21 protein-coding genes and 4 pseudogenes are annotated in these 25786 nt (G+C 72.4%); 13 read left to right on the top strand and 12 right to left on the bottom strand.

The features are described 5' to 3' along the window. Positions 1 to 28 precede the first annotated feature (28 nt). Both ACTWM8_RS15315 and ACTWM8_RS15310 read left to right on the top strand, forming a co-directional pair. Positions 29 to 1117 carry an S-(hydroxymethyl)mycothiol dehydrogenase gene (locus ACTWM8_RS15315; RefSeq protein ID WP_446214423.1) on the top strand — a complete coding sequence of 363 codons (1089 nt, stop codon included), beginning with the start codon at positions 29 to 31 and terminating at the stop codon, positions 1115 to 1117. After that, complete coding sequence (locus ACTWM8_RS15310; protein ID WP_446214422.1) at positions 1114 to 1743, top strand: MBL fold metallo-hydrolase; 630 nt, start codon at positions 1114 to 1116, stop codon at positions 1741 to 1743. Before ACTWM8_RS15315 ends, ACTWM8_RS15310 begins: the two co-directional genes overlap by 4 nt. A gap of 23 nt (positions 1744 to 1766) precedes the next feature. Here the strand turns inward: ACTWM8_RS15310 and tsaA are convergent, their stop codons facing one another. The 3 genes from tsaA to ACTWM8_RS15295 are packed head-to-tail and all read right to left on the bottom strand — an operon-like array spanning position 1767 to position 3984. Continuing rightward, positions 1767 to 2180 carry a tRNA (N6-threonylcarbamoyladenosine(37)-N6)-methyltransferase TrmO gene (gene tsaA / locus ACTWM8_RS15305; protein WP_446214421.1) on the bottom strand — a complete coding sequence of 138 codons (414 nt, stop codon included), beginning with the start codon at positions 2178 to 2180 and terminating at the stop codon, positions 1767 to 1769. Next, positions 2177 to 3073 (bottom strand): anti-sigma factor RsbA family regulatory protein, encoded by an 897-nt coding sequence (locus ACTWM8_RS15300; protein WP_446214420.1) that lies wholly within the window; start codon positions 3071 to 3073, stop codon positions 2177 to 2179. The genes tsaA and ACTWM8_RS15300 overlap by 4 nt, the downstream gene beginning before the upstream one ends. A 53-nt stretch (positions 3074 to 3126) precedes the next feature. Continuing rightward, entirely contained in the window at positions 3127 to 3984 is an 858-nt protein-coding gene (locus ACTWM8_RS15295; protein ID WP_446214419.1) for an MEDS domain-containing protein, read from the bottom strand. 185 nt (positions 3985 to 4169) lie between these two features. Between ACTWM8_RS15295 and ACTWM8_RS15290 the strand changes: the two genes are divergently transcribed. From ACTWM8_RS15290 to ACTWM8_RS15275, 4 genes and pseudogenes are all read left to right on the top strand, one after another. Further along, positions 4170 to 4634: a VOC family protein gene (locus tag ACTWM8_RS15290; protein ID WP_446214418.1), complete on the top strand. Its 465-nt coding sequence runs from the start codon at positions 4170 to 4172 to the stop codon at positions 4632 to 4634. Between the two features lie 53 nt (positions 4635 to 4687). Beyond that, positions 4688 to 5797 (top strand): DUF3626 domain-containing protein, encoded by a 1110-nt coding sequence (locus ACTWM8_RS15285; RefSeq protein WP_446214417.1) that lies wholly within the window; start codon positions 4688 to 4690, stop codon positions 5795 to 5797. 283 nt (positions 5798 to 6080) lie between these two features. Next, positions 6081 to 6260, top strand: a pseudogene (locus ACTWM8_RS15280) (hypothetical protein); the annotation flags it as partial. Between the two features lie 81 nt (positions 6261 to 6341). Further along, positions 6342 to 6773, top strand: a pseudogene (locus tag ACTWM8_RS15275) (hypothetical protein); the annotation flags it as partial. A gap of 77 nt (positions 6774 to 6850) precedes the next feature. Here ACTWM8_RS15275 and ACTWM8_RS15270 read toward each other — a convergent pair. The 3 genes and pseudogenes from ACTWM8_RS15270 to ACTWM8_RS15260 all read right to left on the bottom strand — a co-directional run. Further along, entirely contained in the window at positions 6851 to 8479 is a 1629-nt protein-coding gene (locus tag ACTWM8_RS15270) for an alkaline phosphatase D family protein (RefSeq protein WP_446214416.1), read from the bottom strand. A 438-nt stretch (positions 8480 to 8917) separates the two neighbouring features. Continuing rightward, a complete protein-coding gene (locus ACTWM8_RS15265; protein WP_446214415.1) occupies positions 8918 to 9466 on the bottom strand; it encodes a DUF1062 domain-containing protein in 549 nt (182 codons plus the stop codon). A 211-nt stretch (positions 9467 to 9677) separates the two neighbouring features. Beyond that, a pseudogene (locus tag ACTWM8_RS15260) lies at positions 9678 to 9879 on the bottom strand (transposase); the annotation flags it as partial. Between the two features lie 438 nt (positions 9880 to 10317). On the opposite strand from ACTWM8_RS15260, the gene ACTWM8_RS15255 reads away from it, so the two are divergent. Continuing rightward, positions 10318 to 10914: a hypothetical protein gene (locus ACTWM8_RS15255; RefSeq protein WP_446214414.1), complete on the top strand. Its 597-nt coding sequence runs from the start codon at positions 10318 to 10320 to the stop codon at positions 10912 to 10914. Positions 10915 to 11276: 362 nt separating this feature from the next. On the opposite strand, the gene ACTWM8_RS15250 is transcribed toward ACTWM8_RS15255, so the two are convergent. Both ACTWM8_RS15250 and ACTWM8_RS15245 read right to left on the bottom strand, forming a co-directional pair. After that, positions 11277 to 12707, bottom strand: a complete 1431-nt coding sequence (locus tag ACTWM8_RS15250) for an MFS transporter (RefSeq protein WP_446214413.1) — start codon at positions 12705 to 12707, stop codon at positions 11277 to 11279. 37 nt (positions 12708 to 12744) lie between these two features. Next, entirely contained in the window at positions 12745 to 12981 is a 237-nt protein-coding gene (locus ACTWM8_RS15245) for a hypothetical protein (RefSeq protein ID WP_088962112.1), read from the bottom strand. A gap of 139 nt (positions 12982 to 13120) precedes the next feature. Here ACTWM8_RS15245 and ACTWM8_RS15240 point away from each other — a divergent pair, with 139 nt between their 5' ends. Then, entirely contained in the window at positions 13121 to 14299 is a 1179-nt protein-coding gene (locus ACTWM8_RS15240; protein ID WP_446214412.1) for a geranylgeranyl reductase family protein, read from the top strand. 10 nt (positions 14300 to 14309) lie between these two features. Here the strand turns inward: ACTWM8_RS15240 and ACTWM8_RS15235 are convergent, their stop codons facing one another. Continuing rightward, the gene (locus ACTWM8_RS15235; protein WP_446214411.1) at positions 14310 to 15344 is read right to left on the bottom strand and encodes an NAD(P)-dependent alcohol dehydrogenase; all 1035 of its coding nucleotides are present in this window, start codon (positions 15342 to 15344) and stop codon (positions 14310 to 14312) included. Positions 15345 to 15446: 102 nt separating this feature from the next. Between ACTWM8_RS15235 and ACTWM8_RS15230 the strand changes: the two genes are divergently transcribed. Beyond that, the gene (locus ACTWM8_RS15230; protein ID WP_446214410.1) at positions 15447 to 15638 is read left to right on the top strand and encodes a hypothetical protein; all 192 of its coding nucleotides are present in this window, start codon (positions 15447 to 15449) and stop codon (positions 15636 to 15638) included. Between the two features lie 84 nt (positions 15639 to 15722). On the opposite strand, the gene ACTWM8_RS15225 is transcribed toward ACTWM8_RS15230, so the two are convergent. Continuing rightward, on the bottom strand, positions 15723 to 17516 hold the full coding sequence (locus ACTWM8_RS15225) for a bifunctional metallophosphatase/5'-nucleotidase (RefSeq protein WP_446214409.1): 1794 nt from the start codon (positions 17514 to 17516) through the stop codon (positions 15723 to 15725). A gap of 231 nt (positions 17517 to 17747) precedes the next feature. On the opposite strand from ACTWM8_RS15225, the pseudogene ACTWM8_RS15220 reads away from it, so the two are divergent. Beyond that, positions 17748 to 18460, top strand: a pseudogene (locus ACTWM8_RS15220) (SDR family oxidoreductase). Between the two features lie 31 nt (positions 18461 to 18491). Here the strand turns inward: ACTWM8_RS15220 and ACTWM8_RS15215 are convergent. Next, positions 18492 to 19151 (bottom strand): nucleotidyl transferase AbiEii/AbiGii toxin family protein, encoded by a 660-nt coding sequence (locus ACTWM8_RS15215; protein ID WP_231925054.1) that lies wholly within the window; start codon positions 19149 to 19151, stop codon positions 18492 to 18494. Then, on the bottom strand, positions 19148 to 19480 hold the full coding sequence (locus ACTWM8_RS15210; protein WP_446214408.1) for a hypothetical protein: 333 nt from the start codon (positions 19478 to 19480) through the stop codon (positions 19148 to 19150). Before ACTWM8_RS15210 ends, ACTWM8_RS15215 begins: the two co-directional genes overlap by 4 nt. Positions 19481 to 20257: 777 nt before the next feature. Between ACTWM8_RS15210 and ACTWM8_RS15205 the strand changes: the two genes are divergently transcribed. The 3 genes from ACTWM8_RS15205 (at position 20258) to ACTWM8_RS15195 (ending at position 25638) form a co-directional block, all read left to right on the top strand. Further along, positions 20258 to 20854, top strand: coding sequence for a hypothetical protein (locus ACTWM8_RS15205; RefSeq protein WP_446214407.1), 597 nt, complete (start codon positions 20258 to 20260; stop codon positions 20852 to 20854). A gap of 397 nt (positions 20855 to 21251) precedes the next feature. Continuing rightward, positions 21252 to 24548: a formate dehydrogenase gene (fdh, locus tag ACTWM8_RS15200; protein ID WP_446214406.1), complete on the top strand. Its 3297-nt coding sequence runs from the start codon at positions 21252 to 21254 to the stop codon at positions 24546 to 24548. Further along, the gene (locus ACTWM8_RS15195; protein ID WP_446214405.1) at positions 24541 to 25638 is read left to right on the top strand and encodes a 4Fe-4S dicluster domain-containing protein; all 1098 of its coding nucleotides are present in this window, start codon (positions 24541 to 24543) and stop codon (positions 25636 to 25638) included. Before fdh ends, ACTWM8_RS15195 begins: the two co-directional genes overlap by 8 nt. The last annotated feature ends 148 nt before the right edge of the window (positions 25639 to 25786 follow it).

Raw genomic sequence — 25786 nt, 5'->3', positions numbered from 1 at the left:
TGATCGTGGGCGCAGCCGGGAGGACACCGTGAGCCAGGAAGTCCGGGGAGTCGTGTCGCGGCGCAAGGGCGCGCCGGTCGAGGTCACCACCATCGTGGTGCCCGACCCGGGGCCCGGCGAGGCGGTGGTGAAGGTGCGCTCCTGCGGGGTCTGCCACACCGACCTGCACTATCGGGAGGGCGGGATCAACGACGAGTACCCGTTCCTGCTCGGCCACGAGGCGGCCGGGGTGGTCGAGCAGGTGGGGGAGGGGGTCACCGGTGTCGCGCCGGGCGACTTCGTGGTGCTCAACTGGCGGGCGGTCTGCGGCGTGTGCCGGGCCTGCCGGCGTGGGCGGCCCTGGTACTGCTTCAACACCCACAACGCCGCCCAGAAGATGACCCTCACCGACGGCACCGAGCTCGCCCCGGCGCTGGGTATCGGCGCCTTCGCGGAGAAGACGCTGGTCCACGCCGGGCAGTGCACCAAGGTCGACCCTGCCGCCCGGCCCGCCGCCGTGGGGCTGCTCGGCTGCGGAGTGATGGCCGGGCTCGGCGCGGCGATGAACACCGGCCAGGTCACCCGGGGCGACTCGGTCGCCGTGATCGGCTGTGGCGGGGTCGGCGACGCCGCGGTGGCCGGCGCGGCCCTCGCCGGCGCGACGACGATCATCGCGGTGGACACCGACGCCCGGAAGCTCGAGTGGGCGCGCAGGTTCGGCGCCACCCACACCGTCAACGCCTCGGCGGACGACCCGGTCGAGGCGATCCGCGCCGCCACCGGCGGGTTCGGCGCCGACGTGGTGATCGACGCGGTCGGCCGCCCGGAGACCTGGAAGCAGGCGTTCTACGCCCGCGACCTGGCCGGCACGGTGGTGCTGGTCGGGGTGCCCACCCCGCAGATGACCGTCGAGCTGCCCCTGCTGGACGTCTTCGGCCGGGGCGGCGCCCTCAAGTCCAGCTGGTACGGCGACTGCCTGCCCAGCCGGGACTTCCCCCTGCTCACCGAGCTCTACCTGCAGGGCCGCCTCGACCTGGACGCCTTCGTCACCGAGGAGATCGCCCTGGACCAGGTCGAGGAGGCGTTCCGCCGGATGCACCACGGCGACGTGCTGCGCTCGGTGGTGGTGTTCCCGTGACCGCCCGCGTCGACCATGCCGTCACCTCCGGCACCTTCTCCCTCGACGGCCAGACCTTCGACGTCGACAACAACGTCTGGGTGGTCGGTGACGACACCGAGTGCGTGGTGATCGACGCCCCGCACGACGTGGACGCCATCCGGCGCGCGGTCGCCGGTCGCCGGGTCGTCGCCGTCCTGGCCACCCACGCCCACGACGACCACGTACGGGTCGCTCCCGAGCTGGCGAAGGCGACCGGAGCGCCGGTGCTGCTGCACCCCGCCGACCGGGTGCTGTGGGACCTGGTCCACCCCGACCTGCCGCCCGACGGGACACTCGCCGACGGGCAGGGGATCGACGTCGCCGGGACCACCCTGCGGGTCCTGCACACCCCGGGCCACAGCCCCGGCGCGTGCAGCTTCCACGCCCCCGACCTCGGCGCGGTCTTCACCGGCGACACCCTGTTCGCGGGCGGCCCGGGCGCCACCGGCCGCTCGTACAGCGACTTCGGCACCATCGTGGCGTCGATCCGCGACCGGTTGCTCACCCTGCCGCCGGAGACCGTGGTGCACACCGGGCACGGCGACGACACCACCATCGGCGCAGAGGCCCCGCACCTTCCGGACTGGCTGGCCCGGGGGCACTGACCGACGCCGGCACCGGGGTCGGCTCAGCGTTCCCCGAGCCCCGCCAGCACCGGCTTGACGTCCAGCACCGGCGTACCGTCCAGGGCCTCCAGGTCGGCGACCCGCACCCGCAGGCCGTCGACCGCCAGCACCCGCACCCGGTGCAGCCCGATCGGGTTGGGCCGGTGCGGGGAGCGGGTGCTGAACACCCCGGTCTCCGGCCGGCTCCGATCGCCCCGCGGATGCACCGTGAGGACGTTTCGCCGGGCCCGGTCCAGCCAGGTCAGCACCAGCACCTCCGCGCCCGGCCGCAGGTCGCGCAGGCCCGCGCCGACGGCGGGGGAGAAGACCAGCCACGCCTCCGGCGCGCCCTCGTCCCCCTGCTTCGGCGCGAGATCCGCCTCGGTCAGCGGGGACTCCACCCGCCCGACCGGCCGCAGCTCGTACGCCCCGCTCACGCGTCCGCCAGGCGCAGGTGCAGCCGTACGGTGGTGCCGGCCGGGGTCGTGTGCACCAGCACCAGGTCGCAGAGCGCCTGCACGATGACCAGGCCACGACCGCCGATGCCGTCGTGCCGGGGCGCCAGCCGGCCGGCGAGCGGATCGGTCAGCCAGCCGCCGTCGTGGATCTCGCACACCAGGTGTTCACCGGTGCGCCACACGTGGAGCACACCGCCGCCACCGGCGTGGGCGATGCTGTTGCTGGCCAGCTCGGTCACCGCGATCTGCAGGTCGGCCACCCGGTCCGGGTGCAGGTCGGCGGCCTGCGCGTGCCCGGTGACGAAGCGGCGCACGTCGGCCAGCGTGTCGAGGTCGTAGCGCAGCAGGGCGACCGGTTCGGCCGGGACCGGCAGCGGCTTGTTGTGCCCGGCGACGACCTGCTCCGGTGCGAAGGTGGGGCTGGGCCGCCGGCCGGCCCCGTCGAGCAGCACCGGGTGGGTGCGGTGGGCGTCCGCGAGCACCGCGGGGGCGAGCCGCGCCACGTCGTACGGGCAGAGGATCGCGACGTCCCGCTCGGCGAACGCCACGTTGATCAAGGCGTCGTGCTGCGCGCAGGCCGGCTGTTCCAGCTCGGTGCGCTCCGCCCACACCGGCTCACCGACGATCCGCACCCGGCGGTCGGAATGCCGGTCGACGAAGGCCTGCAACACCCACGGGATGATCCGCCCCGGGTTGCGCCCCTGCACGGTCAGGTCGACGTACCGGACCCGCTCGTCGTCCGCGCCGACGGCGGCCCGGATCAGCGCCAGCCGGTCCTCCGGAGCGGCCACCAGCACCGGTTCCCCGCGGGCCAGACCGTCCCGGACGAAGGGCACCGTCAGCGCCAGCAACTCCGCGGCGTCCCGGTACAACGCTCCCTCGTGGACCAGGCCTCCGCGTATCGGCCCGGTCGCCGCCGCGGCCGTCACGCCGGCGGCTCCGGGTCGGTGCCGTCGACCAGGTCGAGCAGCCGCGTCAACGCCGGGCGGCAGCCGGCCAGGCGTACCTCCGAGGGGGCGTTGCGGCGGACGCGGGCCAGCGCACTCGCGGCGCCGACGTCGGCGAAGCGCAGCTCGGAGACGTCGAGCACCGCCGTCCGCTGGTTGGTGCCCGGGCCGGTGACGTGGTCGAGCATGGCGGCGAAGGCCCCCCGGTTGCTCTGATCGACCTCGCCCACCAGGCGCAGTCCGTGCGGGTCCCGCGTCCGGTACGCCCGCAGCATCGGCGCCCAGGCCCGGCCGGCGTTGCGCCCCACGGTGGCGGGATGGGCGGCGGTGGCCGGCAGCAGGTACTCGGCGGGAAAGAGCCGCCGGTCGTACAGGCACATCGCGGCGACCTCGCCGTCGAGGAAGAGCCGGTTGACCTCGGCCTCGTACCGGACCAGGTCGGCGACGGAGATGCCCTGGCGGATCGCCCAGCCCATGTCGCCGACGACGCGTACCCCCGCCCGGTCCTCGCGCCGGGCCCGCAGGATCTCGGTGGTGAGGTTGCCGATCATCTCGTCCGGGGTGAACCGACCCCCGGCGACGTAGCTCTCCACCGCCGGCGCGATCCGCAGCTGGCCGCCGGCCAGCGCGGCCTCCGTGGGCACGCCCGCACCGTCGAGGTGGGCCCGGACGGCGGCCGGGGAGACCCCGTCGGTGAACCAGACGACCTTGTCACCGAGGCGGAGGCCGCTGGCGACGAAGCGGCCGGCGGCGTGCAGGCTGCCGGTCTCGTCGTCGTCCACCCAGCAGACGTGGTCACCCAGGTGCAGCTGGTCGACCACCGCGCTTGCAGTCACCCTCATCGCCTTCCGGTCGCCGCGCGCCCCCACTCTAGCCCGCGCCCCGGCACCGCCCAACGCCGACGGGCGCCCGGTCGCCGCCGGTCCGCCCCCCCTCGAACCTGTGCGTCCTACGTGGACCGTCCATGAGACTGCGGCTCGCCCTGCCGACCATCGAAAGCCGCGGTTCTAGGATCGACCGGGTGAGCACCGACGACCGAACGCCGACCGTACGACAGCTGCGCCTGGTGGTGGAGGCCGAGGACTACGACGCCGCGGTCGCCTTCTTCCGCGACGCCCTGGGCCTGCCGGAGCAGGCCGCGTTCTCCGGCGCCGGCGACGCCCGCGTGGTGATCCTCGACGCCGGCCGGGCCACCCTCGAGATCGCCAACCCGGCCCAGAAGCGCATGATCGACGACGTCGAGGTGGGCCGGCAGGTGGCTCCAAAGATCCGGGTGGCCTTCGAGGTGGACGACGCGCCGGCCGCCACCGCCCGGCTGGTGGCCGCCGGCGCGACCGAGATCGCCCCGCCCACCGTGACGCCCTGGCACTCGCTCAACTCGCGCCTCGACGCGCCGGCCGGGTTGCAGCTCACCCTCTTCCAGGAGCTGCGGGACCTCGACGAGCGCGCCACCCTCGACGGCTTCGGCACCGATCGCGAGCGCTGACGCCGCCCCGAAACCGGTCGACGGGTCGCGGGCCGCCGCCGATACTGCTGCCCATGCCGGCCGCCACCCGCCCCGTCGCCCTGACCCCGGCGCAGTCCGTGGCGCTGGGCCACGTCCGCGCCGTCGCGCTGCGGGACCGCTCGACCGCGCTGGCCACCATCGCCCGGCACCTCGCCGGGTCCGGCGCCGGCCACCACCCCGAGCAGCTGATCGCCGCGATCACCGCCGGGGGCGGGCTGACCGTCAACTTCCACCCCGACCGGCTGATCGCCGACGGTCGCACCGTGGCCGAGGTGCTCGCCGAGGAGGGGAGCTACCGCAGCCAGTTCGTCACCGGCATCTCCAACGGCGGGCTCACCGCGTACCCGGGCGGGGACCGGGACCGCTGGGAGGAGGCGATGTTCGGCGGTGCGTACCAGGTCCCCGGCGTACGCCCCGCCGAGCGACCGGTCTACGGCGGGTTGAACCTGCTCGACCACCCCGACGGCGCCTGCCCCCGCTTCGGCTCCTGCCACCTGCGGCTGCGTCCCGAGGTGCTGGCCCGGACCACGTTCTGCTTCGGCGACAGCCACCTGGGGCCGAAGGACTTCGGCACGGTCGACGTCGCCGAGCCGGTGCTGGCCGCCCTGCTGGAGGCGACCGCCGGCACCGGTGTCAGCCTGGGCGTCGTCGGCATGGACACCGCGCGCCTCGTCACGACGCTGCTGCGCCGGCGGGAGCGGCAGGCGTGGGCGCCCGGGTCCGCCGGCCGTGCCCTGGACGACTACGTCGAGGCGCAGGTCCACGGCGGCATCGAACTGGCCCGGGATGTCGAGGCGGTCGTCATCGACCCCTCGTTCCGGGACACGGACACCGGGCGCATACTGGCCCGGATCGCCCGCCGATGCGGCATCGAGCTGCTCTTCCACCCCGGCTTCGCGCTGCCCGTCGAGGACGTCGACCCGGACTTCCGGGGGCGGGCCATCCCCGCGCTGGCCGCCCGGGTGCACGCCGAGTTCGGTACGCCGGGAGCGCCGGTCGACGCCGCGCTGATCGGCCGGGCGGCGGCCTCGGTGGTCCGTGAGCCGCAGCGCTGGGCGGACCGGGGGCCGACCGCCGACACCCTCCAGCACCTCAAGCAGCTCTGGCACGTCCTCGTCCGGTTCGGCGCGCCCCGCGCCTGACGTCCGGTTCGACGCGCCCGCGCCTGACGTCCGGTTCGGCGCGCCCCGCGCCTGACGTCCGGTTCGACCCCCTCGCGCCTGGGCGTTCGGTCCGGCCCCGGCCGTCCGATCCTCGGGGTGACCCGCGCCGCAGCCCTCGCGGGCCCCGGCATTTCCGGAATGCCCGACAGGTGAACCTGGTTGTGTCCCCAGTACCGCCGGCAGGCAAACCCCGGCGGGCCAGGTAGTTCCCCCGAGGGGCGCTCACTTACGGAGCGCGTCGACCGACGAAAGGGCAACCATCGTGAAGGCCGACTTCACTAAATGGCTCCCCGCCATCGCGAAGAACCGCACCACCGCACTGAAGGTCGCCGGCGTTGCCTGTATCGGCGGCCTGGCGTTCGGACCCGCCGCTGTGGCCGCCCCCGTCACCAGCGGACCGCACGCCGGGGCCGTGGCCGCCATCGACCTCGCCACCGGCAAGAGCCGGCAGGGTGCCACGGTCGAGTCGGGCCTGACCACCGGCAGCGCGACCGGCAAGGTCCCGACCGGCAAGCCGGGCAAGGACAAGCTCATCCCGCACGGCGTGGAGGGCGCGCAGTCCCGCATCCCGCTGGACGACGACCAACTCGCCAACGCCAAGGCCATTGTCAAGACGGCCAAGAAGACCGGCGTGGGGGAGCGGGGCGCGGTCATCGGCGTCGCCACCTCGCTGCAGGAGTCGAAGCTCTACAACCTGGGGCACCTCGGCGCGTACAACGACCACGACTCGCAGGGGCTGTTCCAGCAGCGCCCGTCGTCGGGTTGGGGCACGCCGGAGGAGATCACCGACCCCGAGTACTCGTCGCGGGCGTTCTTCGAGGCACTGAAGAACGTGCACGGCTGGGAGGACCTGCCGCTGACCACCGCGGCGCAGACCGTCCAGATCTCGGCCTTCCCGTACGCGTACGCGCAGTGGGAGGAGCAGGCTGCGGACATCGTCCAGCAGCTCTGGTGACCTCCTGAACGAGCAGCACGACCGGCCGGTCCCCGTCACGGGGGCCGGCCGGTCGTCGTTCGCGGCGTACCCCCGGCTCAGAGCGTCGGGGCGGTCTCCCGGCGCAGCTTCGCCGACCCCGCGCCCACCGAGAACCCGGCCACCCACCGGCTCGCGCTGCCGGCCCGGGTCCGGTCGGACAGGTGGTACCAGTCCATCCGGCAGTGCTGCGGCGTCACCTCCAGCACGCCGTACCCGTGCCCGTCCAGCTCCGTCCACTTGACGTGCGGATTCGTCGACCGGATCAGCCCGGCGCCGAGGGCGCTCAGCGGATTGCCGGCCGGCAGCTTGAGGAAGTCGTTGACGTTGTCGCTGGTCACCGACGGCACCACGAACTCGGCCGCGGCCGGGTTGGACAACCCCGTCGACTTCGTGGTCACCTCGTTCGCCCACGAGGTGTGGATGTCACCGGTGAGGAAGACGACGTCGCGGGTCCCGGTCGCCCGCAGGTGGTCGACCAGCTCGTTGCGGTCGGCGTTGTAGCCGTCCCACTGGTCGGCGTTGAGCACCGCGCCGTTCTGCGGGATGCCGAGTAGCGTGCCGAGCGGCCCGAGCAGCCACGCCGGCAGCGAGCCGACGTCGACCCGCGCCATCATCACCGGATTGCCGACCAGCTTCCAGCGCGCCGTCGACGCGGCGAGGCCGGCCTTGAGCCAGGTCATCTGGGCGTCGCCGGTGATGGTGCGACCCGGGTCGTCCACCGCCGTGCCCGAGGCCTGCTGCGAGCGGTACGTCCGCAGGTCCAGCATGGACAGCTCGGCGAGCTGCCCGTACCGGAATCGCCGGTAGATCGCGCCGTCCTCGCCCATCCGTACCGGCATCCACTCCTGGTACGCGCGCCGCGCGGCGGCCACCCGGTCCGCCCAGGCGCCCTCGGTGGACGGGGTGTGGTTCTCCGCCCCGCCTGACCAGGCGTCGTTGGCCACCTCGTGGTCGTCCCAGGTGATCACCCAGGGCAGCGCGGCGTGCAGCGCCACCAGGTCCGGGTCGGACTTGTAGAGCCCGTGCCGGATCCGGTAGTCCGCCAGGGTCAGCACCTCGTGCGCCGGCTCGACCTTGCGCACCACCGTGCCCGCCGCGTCGAACTGGCCGGTGCCGTACTCGTACAGGTAGTCGCCGAGGTGTACCACCAGGTTCAGGTCGCCCCGGTCGGCCAGCCGCCGGTACGCCGCGAAGTAGCCGGCCTCCCAGTTCGCGCAGGACACTACGCCGATCCGCAACCGGTCGATGGCCGCGTCGGTGGGCGGGGCGGTCATGGTCCGGCCCGTCGACGACAATCCGCCGGCGTACCCGAACCGGTACCAGTACGTCGTCGCCGGCGCCAGCCCGGAGACCGCCACCTTCACGGTGTGGTCGCGGGCGGTGCCGGTCGTCAGCTGGCCCTGTGCGGCCACCGTGACGAAGTCGGGGTCGGTGGCGACCTGCCAGCTCACCTCCACATCGGGGCCCACGCCGGAGCCGGGCGTCGCGTCGGGGGTCGGGGTGATCCGGGTCCAGAGCAGGATGCCGTCCGGCAGCGGATCGCCCGAGGCGACGCCGTGCAGGAAGGCGCCACCGGCGGCGTGGGCGGCACCGGCGCCGGCAAGGGTGGCGCCGGCGAGGACGGCCGTGCCGGCGGATGCGCCGGCCATACGCAGGAGGGTGCGGCGGTCGAGGGTGTTGGTCATGGTCTATGTGTCTACCGGTACCCACCGTGTTCGCGCTGCCCCCTGCGGTGACTGTTCGCCAGTCCTTCCATTGTGTTTCGCTTTCCCGACCGACGATCACTTTGTTAACGGCATCCTTTGTGGACTGACCGGTTCCGGTCCCGTCCGCTTGCCCGCTGACGCCGACAAATCCGCTGCGTGGTGGTGTTCTCCGCCGGCCGCCGCCCTCCCGCCGCCCACCCGTTGAAACGTCATGGTTGTCTCCCGCCTCTGGAGACAGGCCATGGTGTCCCGCTCGTCGGTGGGAGGGGTGCGGCCGCCCCTGATGTGGGCGGTCGGGATGCCTGTGCGCTCCGTCCGGATCCCGGGTGGTCGCGACGCCTGTGCCCGGGCGCGTCGCTGCCGCGACGGGCCTGTCCGGCGGATCATGCCGGACAGGCCCGTGGTCCCAAGGAGGACTCAGCGCTTGAGCGTGAAGGTGAAGTCGCCGGAGAGCTTGCCGCTCAGCCGGACTGCCGAAACGAGTTTCCCCTCCATGATCAGTCTTTCGACCTCGGCCCGCGAAAGAGCGCAACCTTCAGCGATCAGTCGCACCGGCCGGACAGGGATCCGCGCCGCAAAGCGGACCGAGACGTCGATCACCTCGCGGTCCAGGTGATCCGATCCGCCGGTGTCGAGGCGCCAGGCGTTGTCCCAGTCGAGGGCGATGCGATTACGGCGCTGCACGACCGGATCCTGGAGCAGCTCAGCTGTCAGGCCAGGGTCGTTGTCATGCAGCCGGTCCAGCAGCTCAGGTCGTACGGAGCGCACAGTCATCCGCTCCAGGACCGTGAGCTTTGCAGTTTCCCCGCAAGCGGTACAGAGGGCGAGGAGCCAGGCGTCGATGAGCTTGTGGTTTGCGTTGACGCGAAATTTACCGCTTGCCCGGAAGCGCTCGGACGCGCACGCGTGGCACCGGCGGCGAACGAGCGGCAGGCAGGTGGGCACGACCACCCAGTTTTTGAGCACAGAAGTACACCGGTTTCAGTGAGAAGTCCGCAGCAAAAAGGAGCGCGGCGCACATGCGCGACGCGCGACAAATCAGCGCTCGGGAGGTCTCACAGGGTGTACAACGGCACGTCCTTGACTAGACGACTTGGTTCGGCAGCACGGTAATGGCGCACAGCGGCGCTGCTCCACTGGTTTTCGAGCGCCTCACCGCCAGGTTCGATCCGGCGGATCATGGACGAAGCCAGAGCCAGATCGCGGCGACGGTGACGGTGCCGTGGAAGATGTAGGCCCGCTTGTCGTACCTCGTGGCCACGGCCCGGAAGCTCTTGAGCCTGTTGATCGTCCGCTCGACCTCGGCTCCTACGCTTGTAGATCGTCTTGTCGAGGCCGACGGGCCGACCGGCTTTGCTGCCACGGCGCTTGCGGTCTGCGGCGAATCCGGGCCGTTCGGTGGGGTCTGTCCCGGGATGTCCGCATCGCGTCGAGTTCCCAGGTCGATACGGTGGCCGATCCTCGCCGCGTCCGATATTCGCGCCGCATGGCGTCCGGTTTCGCCCGAATCGCTCTGGGAGTCGGATGCTCGGGGGCACCCTGGCGGCGGAATGGTGGCCGGGCCGGGGTCGTTACATCACCTGGACGATCGCAGCAGCACCCCGCTGGCCTGGCCCCATCACGTGGCCGGCCCGGGGATGGGCCCCCGGAATGATGGCGGGCCGCCGGTCGTTACACATGGACCCGGCGCCGAGCCCCCCGCTCGCGAAGCCTGCCGGGGCGAAGACTTTCCCCTGATCTTTGAGCGCCTTGTCGTGGTGCTTGCGCGTGTCCGACCCCCCTCGGACACGTCGCCAACCCCCGAAGGAGCCACCCTCATGAACACGACCATTCTGCGTAAGAGCGTGCTGGGTATTGCTGGTCTGGCCTTCGCCGGTGGCGTCTTCGCCGGCCCGGTCACTGAGGCCCACGCCGCCCCGGCCATGGACGCCAAGCCGGTTGCCGTGGTGCAGGCCGACAAGCCCGGTGTGGACAAGAGCAAGCTGATCCCGCACGGCGTGCAGGGCAAGCAGTCCCGCATCGACCTGGACAGCGAGCAGACGAAGAACGTGAAGGCGATCATCGCCGCGACGAAGAAGTCGCACATGGACGAGCGGGCCGCGGTCATCTCGATCGCCACGAGCCTGCAGGAGTCGAAGCTGGAGAACCTGGGTCACCTGGGTGACCGCAACGACCACGACTCGCTGGGCCTGTTCCAGCAGCGCCCGTCCAGCGGTTGGGGCAGCCCGAAGCAGATCACCGACCCCGAGTACGCCACCAAGGCGTTCCTCAAGGGCCTCAAGCAGGTCGACGGCTGGCAGGACATGCCGCTGACCGAGGCCGCCCAGACCGTGCAGGTCTCGGCCTACCCCGACGCCTACGCCCAGTGGGAGCGGCAGGCCGCCGACCTGGTCGCCAAGTACTGGAACAGCTGACACGTGAACACTCACGCTGGCCGGCACCCCCGAGCGGGGTGCCGGCCAGCGGCATATCCAGACCCACCCGCCGACGACCCGGTTGGTCATGAAGTTGGCGGCGTAGTTAATCTCCTCCACCACTGCCAACCTCATGATCAACAGATCACGGTCGGCGGAGCGCGGCGCGGTGGGCGGCGGCGGACGGTCGGGGGGCTCGGGGCGGCGAGGGCCGGGCGGCGGTTGCCCACGACGGGGGTGTGGCCCGCCGTGCCCGGCGCAGGGATCAAGCCTGACCGCCCGGAGCCGGGCACGGCGGGCCACACCCCACCACCGACCAGCCGGCGAGAGCAAAATTCACCGACCAGCCGGCGGAGCGAAGGTCACCCCCGCCGATGCCCCACCCAGATGTCCGCCCCCGCCGCCACCAACGCCAGCACGACCACCCCCGCCGCCAGCAGCAACGAGTGCCGGAACGCCGCAGCCCAGTCCCCACCCGTGCTCGCGAGCGAGGAGAAGAACATCGCCCCGACCGCCGCGATCCCGGCCGCCGAGCCGATCCGCTGGCCGGTCTGAAGCATCCCGGCCGCGCTGCCCGCCTGCGGCACCGGCACCTGGGAGAGTGTGAGGGTCTGGTTCGGCGTGATGACCAGCCCGCTGCCCAGCCCGGCCACCAGCAGCGGCACCGCGGTCAGCAGCGGTACGGAGTGCTGCGGCGAGCCGCGCAGCACGATCACCACCGTGCCGAGGCCGATCACCACGACGACCAGCCCGATGCCGACCAGCGGACGGCCGAAGCGGCTGACGATCCGGCCGCCGAGCGTTGAGGCCAGCGCGGAGCCGAGGGCGAACGGCGTGATCGCCAGGCCGGCGATCAGCGGGCTGTAGCCGAGGCCGTTCTGCAGGTAGAGCGTGAAGATGAAGAAGATGGCGGTGAACCCGCCGAAGTAGACCAGCGCGATCAACGCGCCGAGGGTGTACGAGCGCAGCCGGAACAGTCGCAGGTCGAACAGGGGTGTCTGGTGGCGGGCGTACCGGCGCTCCCAGAGGCCGAAGCCGACCAGGACCGCCAGGCCGGCCGGGACGAGCGCCCACTTCCACGGGCTCTGCCACTGCTCGCGTTGCACCAGCGGCAGCAGCAGGAGCAGCACGCCGACGCCGAGCAACAGGACGCCGACCGGGTCCAGTCGGTGCCGGTCGGGCTGCCCGGTCGGTCGGGTGGGCAGCAGCCGCCAGCCGAGCACCACCGCGAGGATGCCCACCGGCACGTTGACGAAGAACACCCAACGCCAGCCGTGCTCCTCGCCGCCGAGCTGGATGAGCAGCCCGCCGAGCAGCGGGCCGACCGCGGTGGAGATGCCGATGGTCGCGCCGAGCAGACCGAAGGCCCGGCCCCGTTCGGCGCCCCGGAACAGCTGCTGGATCAGGCCGGTCACCTGGGGGTTGACCACCCCGGCGGCGGCGCCCTGGAGCAGCCGGGTGGTGACCAGCCAGGCGGGCGAGGTGGCCAGGCCGGCGAGCGCGCTGGTGAGCGTGAAGAGGGCGACGCCCACCACGAAGGCGGTGCGTCGCCCGCGGGCGTCGCCGAACCGACCGGCGGGTACCAGGATCAGTCCGAACGTCAGCGCGTACCCGGAGAGCACCCACTGCAGGTCGCTCGGGCTCGCGTGCAGCGCCCGGTCCATCGACGGGACGGCCACGTTGACGATGCTGATGTCCAGCAGCGTCATGAACGCCGCGACCAGCCCGACGCCGAGGGCCTGCCAACGGCGTCGGTCACCCGCGTCCGTCACGGCGGCCCGTCGATCAGCCATGACCGACCGCTACCCGGCGCCCCGTCGGGCAAACCGGTCACGCCATCTGGCGGGCACACCACCGCGGACCGAAGTCCAGCCCCGCCATCGGGGAGTCCTCCCGGTGCAGCAGGTCCTTCTCGGTGAGTAGGTGCAACGGCCCGTGCACCTCCTCCTCCGCCATCCCCGCCTCCTGGGCGATCGAGTCGGGGTACGGCACCTGGCCGCGCGCCTCCAGCGTGGCGACCGCGTCGTACACCCGTACCTCGGCCTCCGACAGACGTACCTGCTGCATGGTGACCTCCTTGCCGTGACCCGCCCGTCGCACGGGCGGTCTGGGTACCGCGGCTTACCCGCCGGGTGACCGACAATGCCCACCCGATCGGTCGGTCGTGAGCGGCCGGCCGCGCCCGGGGTGGCCTAGGGTGGAGCCCGTGATCACCTGGGATCTCGTCGTCGTCGGCGCCGGCCCCGCCGGGCTTTCCGCCGCCCACGCCGCGGCCGGCGCGGGGGTGCGCACGCTGGTGCTGGACCGGGCCGTGCACCCCCGGTACAAGACGTGTGGCGGCGGCCTGATCGGCACTTCGCTGACGGCGGTCGCGGGCCGCATCGAGGTGCCCGCGCACGACCGGGTCGACCGGGTGACCTTCACCCGGGACGGGCGACGCGCCTTCACCCGCCGGCACCGCACCCCGCTGGTGGCCATGGTCCGCCGGGACGAGTTCGACGACCGGCTGCGCGCGGCCGCGGTCGCCGCCGGGGCCGAGCTGCGCGAGGGCGTCGCGGTGCGCGGCATCGACCAGGACCCCGACGGGGTACGCGTACGGCTGGCCGACGGTCAGACCGTGCACGCCCGGACGGTGGTCGGGGCGGACGGTTCCTCGGGGGTCAGTTCCCGGCACGTGGGTGTCCGTTTCCGCCAGGTGGACCTGGGTCTGGAGCGGGAGCTGCCGGTGCCGCCGGCCGAGCAGCGGCGCTGGCGCGGCCGGCTGCTGCTCGACTGGGGAGCGGTGCCCGGCTCGTACGCCTGGGTGTTTCCCAAGGGGTCGAGCCTGACGGTGGGGGTGATCGCCGCCCGCGGCGAGGGGGAGCGGACCCGCGAGTACCTGCGCCGCTTCGTCGACCGGCTGGGGCTGTCCGGGGTGGCGGCCGAGCACGACTCCGGGCACCTGACCCGCTGCCGGGCGGAGGGGTCGCCGTTGCGGCACGGCCGGGTGCTGGTCGCCGGCGACGCGGCCGGCCTGCTGGAGCCGTGGAGCCGGGAGGGGATCAGCTACGCGTTGCGCTCCGGGGCGCTCGCCGGCGCGGCGGTCGCCGCCGGTGACCTGGCCGGCTACGAGCGGGACGTGACCGAGCAACTGGTCCCGTCGATGCGGGCCGGGTACCGGCTGCTGGAGGTGTTCGAACGCCGGCCTGACGTCTTCCACGCCCTGCTGGCGACGCCGGCGGGCTGGGGGATGTTCGTCCGGTTCTGCCAGGGCCGGGCCAGCTTCGACCAGACCCTGACCCGGGCTCCCGTCCGGGCCGGTCTGGCGCTGCTGGACCGCCTCCCGCCGGTACGGCAGCGCACGCCGTCGGCCGCCGCCCAGCCGATGACCACCCGATCCGGCTGACACCCCCCGGTCAGGGCACGACGACCGCCCGGCCCTGGATCTCGCCCCGGCGCAGCAGGTCGTACACCTCCGGCGCCCGATCCAGCGGGAACATCTGCACCTCGGCGCTGATCAGCCCGAGCTGGCCCAGGGCGATCACCTCCTGGAGTTCGGCGCGGGTGCCCCAGAACGGGATGTCGACGCTGACCTCCAGCGGCAGGGTGGGTGGGGCGTCGACGACGGGCCGCACCGGCAGGGTGCCGCCGCCGAGGCCGACCAGCAGCAGTCGGCCGCCGCTGGCCACGACCGTGCGGGCGGTGGTCAGGGTGGCGTCGACACCGACACAGTCGATCACCACGTCGGCGCCGTCCGGTGGGGGCCCGACGATCTCCCGGATCCGGTCGACCGCCTCCGGGTCGGCCCGCACCACGTGGTGCGCCCCCATCCGGGTGGCCAGGTCCAGCGCGGCCACGTCGGTGTCCACCGCGACGATCTTTACCGCGGTGGTCGCCGCCAGGATCTGCACCGCCAGGTGGCCGAGGCCGCCGACGCCGATCACCACGCAGCTGGTGCCTGGTCGCAGCGCCGGGCGGGCCAGTTCGACGGCGTGGTACGGGGTCAGCCCGGCGTCGGTCAGCGGCGCGGCCTGGATCAGGTCCAGGTCGCCCACGGGCAGCAGGCGGGAGGCGGGCACCACCACGTACTCGGCCAGCCCGCCGTCCTGGCTGAGCCCGATGCCACCGGGAGACACCCGGCGGCACTGGTTCTCCCGCCCGCGCAGGCAGGCCCGGCAGACGCCGCAGCCGATGATCCCGTAGACCGCCGCCCGGTCCCCGGGCGACCAGCCGGTGACGCCCGCGCCGGGCGTCTCCACCGTGCCGGCGATCTCGTGGCCCAGGGTGATAGGAGTGGGGAAGAACCCGGCGGGCGCGTCGAGGACGTGCAGGTCGGAGTGGCAGGCGCCGACGGCGCCGACGGCGAGCAGCACCTCGCCCGGCCCCGGCACGGGGGTGGGCACCGCCACCTGTTCGAGCACTCCCGGAGCGGTCATCCGTACCGCGCGCATGTCGTCCCCACCTCGTCGCCGACGCCAAGTCGCGGCGCGCTTACCCGCGCGGGCGTCGTTGATGCGACGGCGGTGCTGGACCGGCTGCGGCACAATGCGGGCATGGCCGACCCGGAGCCCACCTCGTTCGACGACGAGGAGTACGCCTTCCTCCGCCACGTGCGCTTCGGTGAGCTGCCGCCGGCGGTCCGCCCCGACGAGCGGGTGGAGCTCACCGAGACCGATCCACGCCGCGACCGACCCGAGTCGACCAACGACGACGAGTGGCACCTCCGGCTCGGGCCGGGCGGCTGACCCCGACCGGCGGGGCGGCGCCGGACGCGAACGGGCCGCGGGGGTCGATCCCCGCGGCCCGTCGGCGTGTGTCGGTGGTACGGCTCAGAAGACCGGCACGCCCTCGCGCACCAGCTTCCAGTTCGGGACGTAGAAGTCGTCCGGGTCGATGGTCTTCTTCGCCTGCGCCCAGTCGATCAGCAGCTGGCGGATCTCCTGCTGCTCGTTGTAGACCTGGGTCTTGACGATGCCGGGGAAGTTGCCGCCACCGCTGCGCCGGTAGTTGTTCACCGCGATGACGAACTGCGCGGTGTCGGCGACCGGCGTGTCGGTGCCCGGCAGCACCAGGCGGGTGATCCGCTGGCCGACCGGCTTGCTGATGTCGATGTCGTAGTCGACGCCCGAGATCACGTCGTAGTTGTAGTCCGGCACGGCCGGGTCGCTGATGGTGGCCGGGTCGACGGCCGCGCCCACCGGCAGGGTGACGAAGTACTTCGCCGAGTACTCCAGGTACGCCTTCACCTCGGCGCCGGTGAGCACCACGGCCTCGAGGGTGTTGTCGAAGACGTAGAGGCCGGCCACGTCGCGGATCCGCACGTCGCCCTGCGGGAAGACCGCGGTGCGGCTGAACGGGGCGGCGATCGACAGCACCGGCAGCGACGCGTACGACGTGCCGGCCAGCGCCGCGGTGACGACCTCGGTCTGGACGTGGTTGATGAAGTCCAGGATCGGGGTGTCCTTGTACCGCGACTCGGCGGCCGACAGCTCCTCGGAGGACTGGGCGACGACCGTGTTGACGTAGTCGACGGTCTTGCCGTGCTGGCCGCGCACGGCCGCGAGCACCGCCGGGTCCTCGACCACGGTGTTGGTGTTGAGCATGGTGGCGCGCTTGGTGACGACCTTCCAGGTGCCGCGCACCTTCTGGAAGGTGAAGTCCATCCGGGTCAGCCGCTGGCCCCACTTGGACGGCTCGGCGGTGAGCACCTGCTCGCCGGTGGCCGTGTTGGTGACGAACTTCTCCACCACCTCGGCGTGGGCGTGACCGAAGAGGATCGCGTCGATGCCGGGGACCTGCTGGGCGATCAGCGCGACGGGGTTCTCGTTCGGCAGCTCCGGGCCGTAGCTGGAGGTGCCGCTGTCGCCGCCGTGCGCCGAGATGATGACCAGGTCGGCGCCGCGCTCGCGCATGATCGGCACCCACTTGGCGGCGGTCTCGACCATGCCCGGGAAGACCAGCTTGCCCTCGACGTTGCCCTTGTCCCAGATGGCCACGCCCGGGTTGGTGAGGCCGAGGATGCCGACGTTGATGGTCGGGGCGTCCCAGCCGCCGAGGCGGACCTTCTTGATCACGTACGGCAGGTAGGCCGGCTTGCCGGTGGCCGCGTTGACCGCGTTGGCGGCGAGCGCCGGGAAGCCCAGCTGCGAGATCCAGGTCGCCAGCAGCGGCAGGCCGTAGTTGAACTCGTGGTTGCCCAGCGTCACGGCGTCGTACTTCAGGATGTTCATGGCGTTCGCCATCGGGTGCGTCTCACCGCTGGTGGTGATCGGCTCCTGCTTGGCGTAGTAGGTGGCCAGCGGCGTGCCCTGGATGGTGTCGCCGGCGTCGAGGACCAGGGTCGGCTTGCCCTTGCGCTCGGCGCGGATCTGGTTGACCAGGGTGGCCAGCTTGGCGACGCCGACGTCGTTGTGCTTGCTGTCGTCGTACTCGGCGTCCTTGTAGTAATCCCAGTTGTAGACGTTGCCGTGCGTGTCCGACGTGCCGAGCACGGTCAGGTCCCAGGTCTTCGGTCCCGTCGCTTCGGCGGCCCGGGCGGGGGCGCCGGCGATCAGGGGGGCGGTCGCCGCGGCGGCGGCGACGGCCAGCACCTGGCGCCGCGAGGCGCCGGAGGAGGAGGTCATGGGGTGCCCTTCCAATGGGGGTGAGGCGCCTCGTGGGCGCCGTTGCGCACCATAACGAGCCGTTGTCACTACTGCCACAGCGGCCCGAGGTGTTCCACCCCACCAGCGCCGCCGGCCACCGTGGCGTAACACCGAGGTCATCCGGGGCAGCCGTCGCCCTCGTTTCCCGCCCGGACCGCCGGGTAGGGCAGACGAGCAGAAGGCCGGACGAACTACCCCGGAGGAGCACCGGTGAGCGAGGACCAGTACACCCAGCAGGACCCCACCGAGCAGTACGGCCAGCAGCAGGGCCAGCCCGCCCAGCAGCAGTCCGCGCCCGGCTCGACCCGCGAGATGGGCCCGAAGCCCGACCACGGCGAGGAGTCGTACCGGGGCAGCGACCGGCTGACCGGCAAGCGGGCTGCCGGGAGCTGGTGAAGCGGACCCTGGCCGACCTGGGCGGCATCGACATCCTGGTGAACAACGCCGCCTACCAGATGTCCCAGGACGACGGCATCGCCGGCATCAGCACCGCCCAGTTCGACCGGGTCCTGAAGACCAACCTGTACGCCATGTTCTGGCTGTGCCAGGAGGCGATCCCGCACCTGGTCGGCGGCTCCACGATCATCAACACCACGTCGATCCAGGCCTACGACCCGTCCCCGCAGCTGCTCGACTACGCCACCACCAAGGCGGGGATCGCCAACTTCACCAAGGGGCTCGCGGCGCAGCTGGCCGAGCAGGGCATCCGGGTCAACGCGGTGGCCCCCGGCCCGATCTGGACGCCGCTCATCCCGGCCACCATGCCGCAGGAGAAGGTCAAGCAGTTCGGCACGGACACCCCGATGGGACGACCCGGCCAGCCGGCGGAGCTCGCCCCCGCGTACGTCTTCTTCGCCTCGCAGGAGTCCAGCTACGTCACCGGCGAGATCCTCGGCGTGACCGGCGGCCGCTTCACCAAGTGAGCGCGGCGCGCCCCGCCGGCCGTCGCGGCGGTCAGCGGGGCCAGGCGGCCAGCCGGCGACGGACCTCGGCGATCCGCGGCGCGTCCAGGCCGTAGCGGGTGAACCGCTGGTCCGGCACCCGGTCCAGGTAGCGGCCCGCCTCCCGGACGTCGTCGTCGTCCAGCGCCGGATCGACCTGCCGGGCCAGCGCCAGCAGCTCGGCCACCGGGTAGTGGTCCAGCGCCGCCGACACGTCGATGTAGTCGCGGACCTCGCGCCGGTTGACCAGCGCGGCGGTCTTGTTCGCCACCAGGTCGCGGACGTCCATCACCGGGCCGAAGTCCATCACCACGGGGGAGCGGTACCGGTCGAGCCGGGCGAGGCTCAGCCGGATCCGCCTCGGGCCGCGGGTGACCACGAAGTCCTTCATGTCCCGGTCGAAGCCGTCGAACAGCCCGCCCAGGTCGCTGTCCGGGTCGGCGTCGGCCACCTCGAACCCGGCGCGCTCCAGCGCCGCCCGCACCTCCGCAGCGGCGGCCGCCGCGGCGCCCTCCACGTCGGCGAACAGGTCGACGTCCTCGGTGGGGCGGGTGACCAGCCCGTGCGCGGCCCAGGCCACCCCGCCGCCGAGCACGAACCGGTGCGGCCCGGCCGCCGTGAGCGCCACCCGGGCGACCTCCCGGTAGAACTCGTGCAGGTGGGGGCCGCTCACGCGGTACGCAGACCCCGGTGCCGGCTCTCCCACGCCTGCCGGACGCCCCGGGGCAGGTTCAGCCGCCGCCACACCCGCCGCAGCGTCCGGCCGTTGATCAGGTACCGCAGGTCCTCGGTGCGGGTGGTCTCCCGCAGCACGTTCTCGTACATCCAGAGCAGCTGGTCCGGGTCGCCCAGGTCGAACGTCCGGTCGGCGTTCCACATCAACCGCACCGGCAGCTCCACCACCCCCCGGGTGGGGCCGGCCAGCTCCGCCAGGGTGCGCGCCACCACGGCGGGACGGCCCGGGCGGGCCAGGTGGGGCGCGGTGCTGACGACGGCCTGCATGGTGTCAGGGTAACGCCGACTCCGCTCCGCGCAGCCGACCAGGCCGCCCGCATTCCGCCCTCCGCCCATTTCCCCCCGTCCCGCGCCCCTGCTCTCACCGCCCGCTTCGCCCAGGGCTGCCCCTGCTCGGGTACGCGAACCGCCCCGCCCAGCCCGTTGTCGACCCGTCGCCTCCGCCGACTGCGGTGTGTCGCGGGGACGTGGGCGCGGGATCGCGCGACACGCTGCAAACCGTGTGCGCCCGGGGAGGCGGCCCGTGCCGGTTGCCGTGAGTGCAGGCAGCCGCGAACTGAGGGCGGCATGCGCGGGGGTTGTCCCGTTCCGGTCCCTCGCCGTGTCGGGATGTCCGGTTCCGGCCCGGATCGGCGTGCCCGGACCGCAGTCTGGGTTGGCCTCGCCGTGCCGGATGTCCGGTTACCGAGTCCGCTGGGCGTGCGCGGATGTCCGGGTCTGGGCCAGCCAGTGTCGGGTCGTCCCGTGACCGGCGGCACCCTCACGCCGGAATGGTGGCCGGGCCGGGGTCGTTACATCACCTGGACGATCGCAGCAGCACCCCGCTGGCCTGGCCCGATCACATGGGTCGCCCGGGATGCCGGACCCCCGGAATGATGGTGGGCCGCCGGTCGTTACACATGGACCCGGCGCCGTGAGCCCCCCCCCGCTCGCGAAGCCTGCCGGGCGAAGACTTTCCCCTTGATCTTTGAGCGCCGTCGTGGTGCTTGTGCCCGCTCGACCCCCATCGAGCCTGGGTGCCAACCCCCGAATGGAGCCACTCTGATGAACACCACCATTCTGCGTAAGAGCGTGCTGGGTATTGCTGGTCTGGCTTTCGCCGGTGGCGTTTTCGCCGGCCCCGTGACCGAGGCCCACGCCGCCCCGGCGGCCGAGGCGAAGTCGGTTGCGGTGGTGCAGGCCGACAAGCCGGGTGTGGACGAGGGCAAGCTGATCCCGCACGGTGTGCAGGGCAAGCAGTCGCGTATCGACCTGGACAGCGAGCAGACGAAGAACGTGAAGGCGATCATCGCGGCGACGAAGAAGTCGGGCATGGACGAGCGGGCCGCCGTGGTCGCGATCGCCACGTCGCTGCAGGAGTCGAAGCTGGAGAACCTGGGTCACCTGGGTGAGCGCAACGACTACGACTCGCAGGGTCTGTTCCAGCAGCGTCCGTCCTCGGGTTGGGGCACGGTCGAGCAGATCACCGACCCGGAGTACTCCACGATGGCGTTCCTGAAGGGTCTGAAGCAGGTCGACGGCTGGAAGGACATGCCGCTGACCAAGGCCGCCCAGACCGTGCAGGTCTCGGCCTACCCGGACCACTACGCCCAGTGGGAGCAGCAGGCCGCCGACCTCGTCGCCAAGCACTGGAACAGCTGACCCACCTGAACCATCACGCTGGCCGGCACCCCGAACGGGGTGCCGGCCAGCGGCGTTTGGCCCGCGAACGGCCGAAACAAGCAGTGGCACGCGTCACCAGAGCGGGTGGAAGACCCGGAGCGGGTAGCCTGTTGAGTCAGGTGTCGGTGTGTCCAGTGTCCCCGGGCCTCACCTAAATTGCCTTCGCGGAATACCGTTCGGCTGGAGCCGCGTCGTGCCACTCGCCGAGAGGCGACCTGCACACCGACACCCCAGCGCCGCCCCCGACCCACCAGGGCCGGGGGCGGCGCTGTTTCGTACCCATGGGAGGGATCGCCGAGCTCCCCTCGCGGACGCTGCCGTCCTGCCCTATGTTCAGAAGGTCAGCTTCCGCGGCGTCGGGGAGGAGGTACCGAGCGTGGGCGTCCGTACCTTCCTCCAGGGCTGGCCGGTCTACCGGCAGCTCACCGGCACCGACCCGCTGGGTCGGGGCGCCGCCGCGCAGTCCGACCGCTCCGCCGAGTTGACCGCGCGCACCGAGACGGCCGACAGCATGGCCCGCTCGGTCTGCCCGTACTGCGCGGTGGGCTGCGGCCAGCGGGTGTTCGTCACCGACGGTCGGGTCACCCAGATCGAGGGCGATCCGGACAGTCCGATCTCCCGCGGCCGGCTCTGCCCGAAGGGTTCGGCCAGCAAGAGCCTGGTGACCAGCCCGCTGCGGCAGACCACGGTCCGCTACCGCCGGCCGTACGCCACCGAGTGGGAGGACCTGGAGCTCGACACCGCGCTCGACATGATCGCCGACCGGATCCTCGCCGCCCGCGAGGAGACCTGGGAGGACGTCGACAGCGAGGGCCGGCCGCTCAACCGGACGCTGGGCATCTCCAGCCTGGGCGGGGCGACGCTGGACAACGAGGAGAACTACCTCATCAAGAAGCTGTTCACGGCGATGGGGGCGCTCCAGATCGAGAACCAGGCGCGTATTTGACACTCCGCCACCGTCCCCGGTCTGGGGACCAGCTTCGGTCGCGGTGGCGCGACGGACTTCCAGCAGGACGTCGCCAACGCTGACGTCATCGTCATCCAGGGCTCGAACATGGCCGAGGCCCACCCGGTGGGCTTCCAGTGGGTGATGGAGGCCAAGCGACGCGGCGCCAAGGTCTTCCACGTCGATCCCCGGTTCACCCGGACCAGCGCCGTGGCCGACACGTACCTGCCGATCCGGGCGGGCACCGACATCGCGCTGCTCGGCGGGGTGGTGCGCTACATCCTGGAGAACGAGCTCGACTTCCGGGAGTACGTGTTGGCGTACACGAACGCCGCCACCATCGTCAGCGAGCGGTACGTCGACGCCGAGGACGGTGACGGCTTCTTCTCCGGGTTCGATCCGGAGACCAGCAGCTACGTGCAGGACAGCTGGCAGTACGAGGGCCACGAGGGCACCTCCGGCAGTGGGCACACCGCCAAGGAGCGGGACAGCGCGGCGGGGATGCGGCACGAGTCGCACGGCGCGCAGGTCGCCGGTCAGGTGCCGCGGGACGAGACGTTGCAGCATCCGCGCTGCGTCTACCAGATCCTCAAGCGGCACTTCGCCCGCTACACGCCGGAGATGGTGGAGCGGGTCTGCGGCATTCCGCAGGAGAAGTTCCTGGAGCTGGCTCGCGCCTGGACGGAGAACTCCGGGCGGGAGCGCACCGGGGTGCTCATCTACTCGGTGGGCTGGACGCAGCACAGCGTCGGCGTGCAGTACATCCGCACCGGCGCGATCATCCAGCTCCTGCTGGGCAACATGGGTCGGCCCGGCGGCGGCGTCCTGGCCCTGCGCGGGCACGCCAGCATCCAGGGCTCGACCGACATCCCGACGCTGTTCAACCTGCTCCCCGGCTATCTGCCGATGCCGCACCACGCCGACCACCCGACCTTCGACCAGTGGGTGGACAGCATCCGGCACCCCGGCCAGAAGGGTTTCTGGGGCAACGCGCGCTCCTTCGGGGCGAGCCTGCTCAAGGCGTACTGGGGTGACGCGGCGACGCCGGAGAACGACTTCTGCTACGGGTACCTGCCCCGGATGACCGGCGACCACGGCACCTACCAGCAGGTGCTGAACATGATCGACGGCAAGGTCAAGGGCTACCTCCTGCTCGGCCAGAACCCGGCGGTCGGCTCCGCCCACGGCCGCGCGCAGCGCCTCGGCATGGCCAACCTCGACTGGCTGGTCGTCCGCGACCTGTTCATGATCGAGAGTGCGACCTTCTGGAAGAACGGCCCGGAGGTCGCCACCGGCGAGATCGTGCCGGAGGAGTGCCGCACCGAGGTGTTCTTCCTGCCGGCCGCCTCGCACGTGGAGAAGGAGGGCACCTTCACCCAGACGCAGCGACTGTTGCAGTGGCGGGAGAAGGCGCTCGACCCGCCGGGCGACGCCCGCTCCGAGCTGTGGTTCTTCTACCACCTGGGCCGTCGGCTGCGGGAGAAGCTGGCCGACTCGGACCAGCCGCGGGACCGAGCGCTGCTCGACCTGACCTGGGACTATCCCACGCACGGTCCGCACGCCGAGCCCAGCGCCGAGGCGGTGCTGCGCGAGATCAACGGGTACGACGTGGCGACCGGCCGCCCGCTGTCCGCGTTCGCCGAGGCCAAGGACGACGGGTCCACCGCCATCGGCTGCTGGATCTACACGGGCGTCTACGCCGACGGGGTCAACCAGGCCGCCCGGCGCAAGTCCCGGCACGAGCAGGACTGGGTGGCCGCCGAGTGGGGGTGGGCCTGGCCGGCGAACCGCCGCACCCTGTACAACCGTGCTTCGGCCGACCCGCAGGGCCGCCCGTGGAGCGAGCGCAAGCGCTACGTCTGGTGGGACCCGGACGCCGGCGAGTGGACCGGCTACGACGTGCCGGACTTCGAGAAGACCAAGCCGCCGACGTACCGGCCGCCGGAGGGCGCGTCCGGGCCGGCGGGAATCGCCGGTGACGACCCGTTCGTCATGCAGCCCGACGGCAAGGGCTGGCTGTACGCGCCGAGCGGGGTGCTCGACGGCCCGCTGCCGACGCACTTCGAGCCGGCCGAGTCGCCGCTGCGCAACCCGCTCTACGGTCAGCAGGCCAACCCGACCCGGAAGGTCTACGCCCACCCGGTGAACTCGGTGAACCCGAGTCCGCCCGAGGAGCACAGCCAGGTCTTCCCGTACGTGTTCACGGTGAGCCGGCTGACCGAGCACCACACGGCCGGCGCGATGAGCCGGACGGTGCGGCCGCTGGCGGAGTTGCAGCCGGAGATGTTCGTCGAGGTGTCGCCGGAGCTGGCCGCCGAGGTCGGGTTGGCCCACCTGGGCTGGGCGCACCTGGTCAGCGGCCGGGCGGTGATCGAGGCGAAGGTGCTGGTCACCGACCGGCTCACCCCGCTGCGGGTGGACGGCCGGGTGATCCACCAGATCTGGCTGCCGTACCACTTCGGCTTCGAGGGCCTGGTGACCGGCGACTCGGCCAACGACCTGTTCGGCATCACCCTGGACCCGAACGTACTGATTCAGGAGAGCAAGGTCGGCACCTGCGACGTGCGGCCCGGGCGGCGGCCGACCGGGCCGGCCCTGCGGGACCTGGTCGCCGACTACCAGCGGCGGGCCGGGATCGTGCCGGGACGATCGGCGCCCACGGTGACCGACGGTGTGCACCCTCCTGCGCCGGCGTCCGCCGCGGGGGAGGATGTCGACGATGCCTGAAGCCAACAGCCTCTACGGCCCCCTCGACCCCGCCCCGGACGCCGGCTGGGTCGACGCCGGCCCGCGGGTGGGTTTCTTCACCGACACCAGCGTCTGCATCGGCTGCAAGGCGTGCGAGGTGGCCTGCAAGGAGTGGAACGGGGTACCGGACTCCGGTTTCGACCTGCTCGGCATGTCGTACGACAACACCGGCGCGCTGACCGCCAACTCCTGGCGGCACGTGGCCTTCGTCGAGCAGCCAGTCCCGGCCGGGCATCGCACCCCGCCGTTCGCCGACATCCCGACCGACGGGTCGGTCAGCGCCTCCTCGGCGGCCGTCGCCGCCGGCACCGGCAACCCGACCGGCACCGACCCGGGCGTGCCGCCGGGCTCGGCCTCCGCCGCCGCCCGGATGGCCGCCGATGGCGCCGCGGCACCGGCCACCGTCGCCGATCGCGGCAACGGCACAGGTACGGGCGGCCAGTTCCTCGGCATGCCCGGTTCGCAGCCGCCCGGCCGGTCCACCGGCGTCGAGGAGCGCACCGACTTCCGCTGGCTGATGATGTCGGACGTCTGCAAGCACTGCACCCACGCCGCCTGCCTGGACGTCTGCCCGACCGGCTCGCTGTTCCGCACCGAGTTCGGCACGGTGGTGGTCCAGGAGGACATCTGCAACGGCTGCGGCTACTGCATCTCCGCCTGCCCGTACGGGGTGATCGACCAGCGTAAGGGGGACGGCCGGGCGTGGAAGTGCACGCTCTGCTACGACCGCCTCGGCGCGGGCATGACGCCCGCCTGCGCGCAGGCCTGCCCCACCGAGTCGATCCAGTTCGGCCCGCTCGACGAGCTGCGGGAGCGGGCCGCGCGGCGGGTGGCCCAGCTCCACGAGCGGGGGGTGCCGGAGGCGCGGCTCTACGGCAACGACCCCACCGACGGCGTCGGCGGTGACGGCGCGTTCTTCCTGCTGCTCGACGAGCCCGAGGTGTACGGCCTGCCGCCGGACCCGGTGGTGACCACCCGCGACCTGCCGAAGATGTGGAAGCGGGCCGGGCTGGCCGCGCTGGCCATGACGGCGGCCGCCGTCGCCGCGTTCGTCGGAGGTTCGTCGTGAGTCCGGACCGCGCACCCGTCGGCTCACTGTTCCGTCGCTTCCGCGACCGGCTGGAGACGCAGGGACCGGGCCGCCTCGGCGGCCCCGGCCACCAGGGCGGCCACGGGCCGAAGATCGGCGTGGGGGCCGACCTGGCCCGTACCGACTC

It is taken from the genome of Micromonospora sp. IBSANI012, from assembly GCF_052814045.1.
Note: the sequence above shows the minus strand (reverse complement) of the source record. Positions and strands in the feature narration are given on the sequence as shown.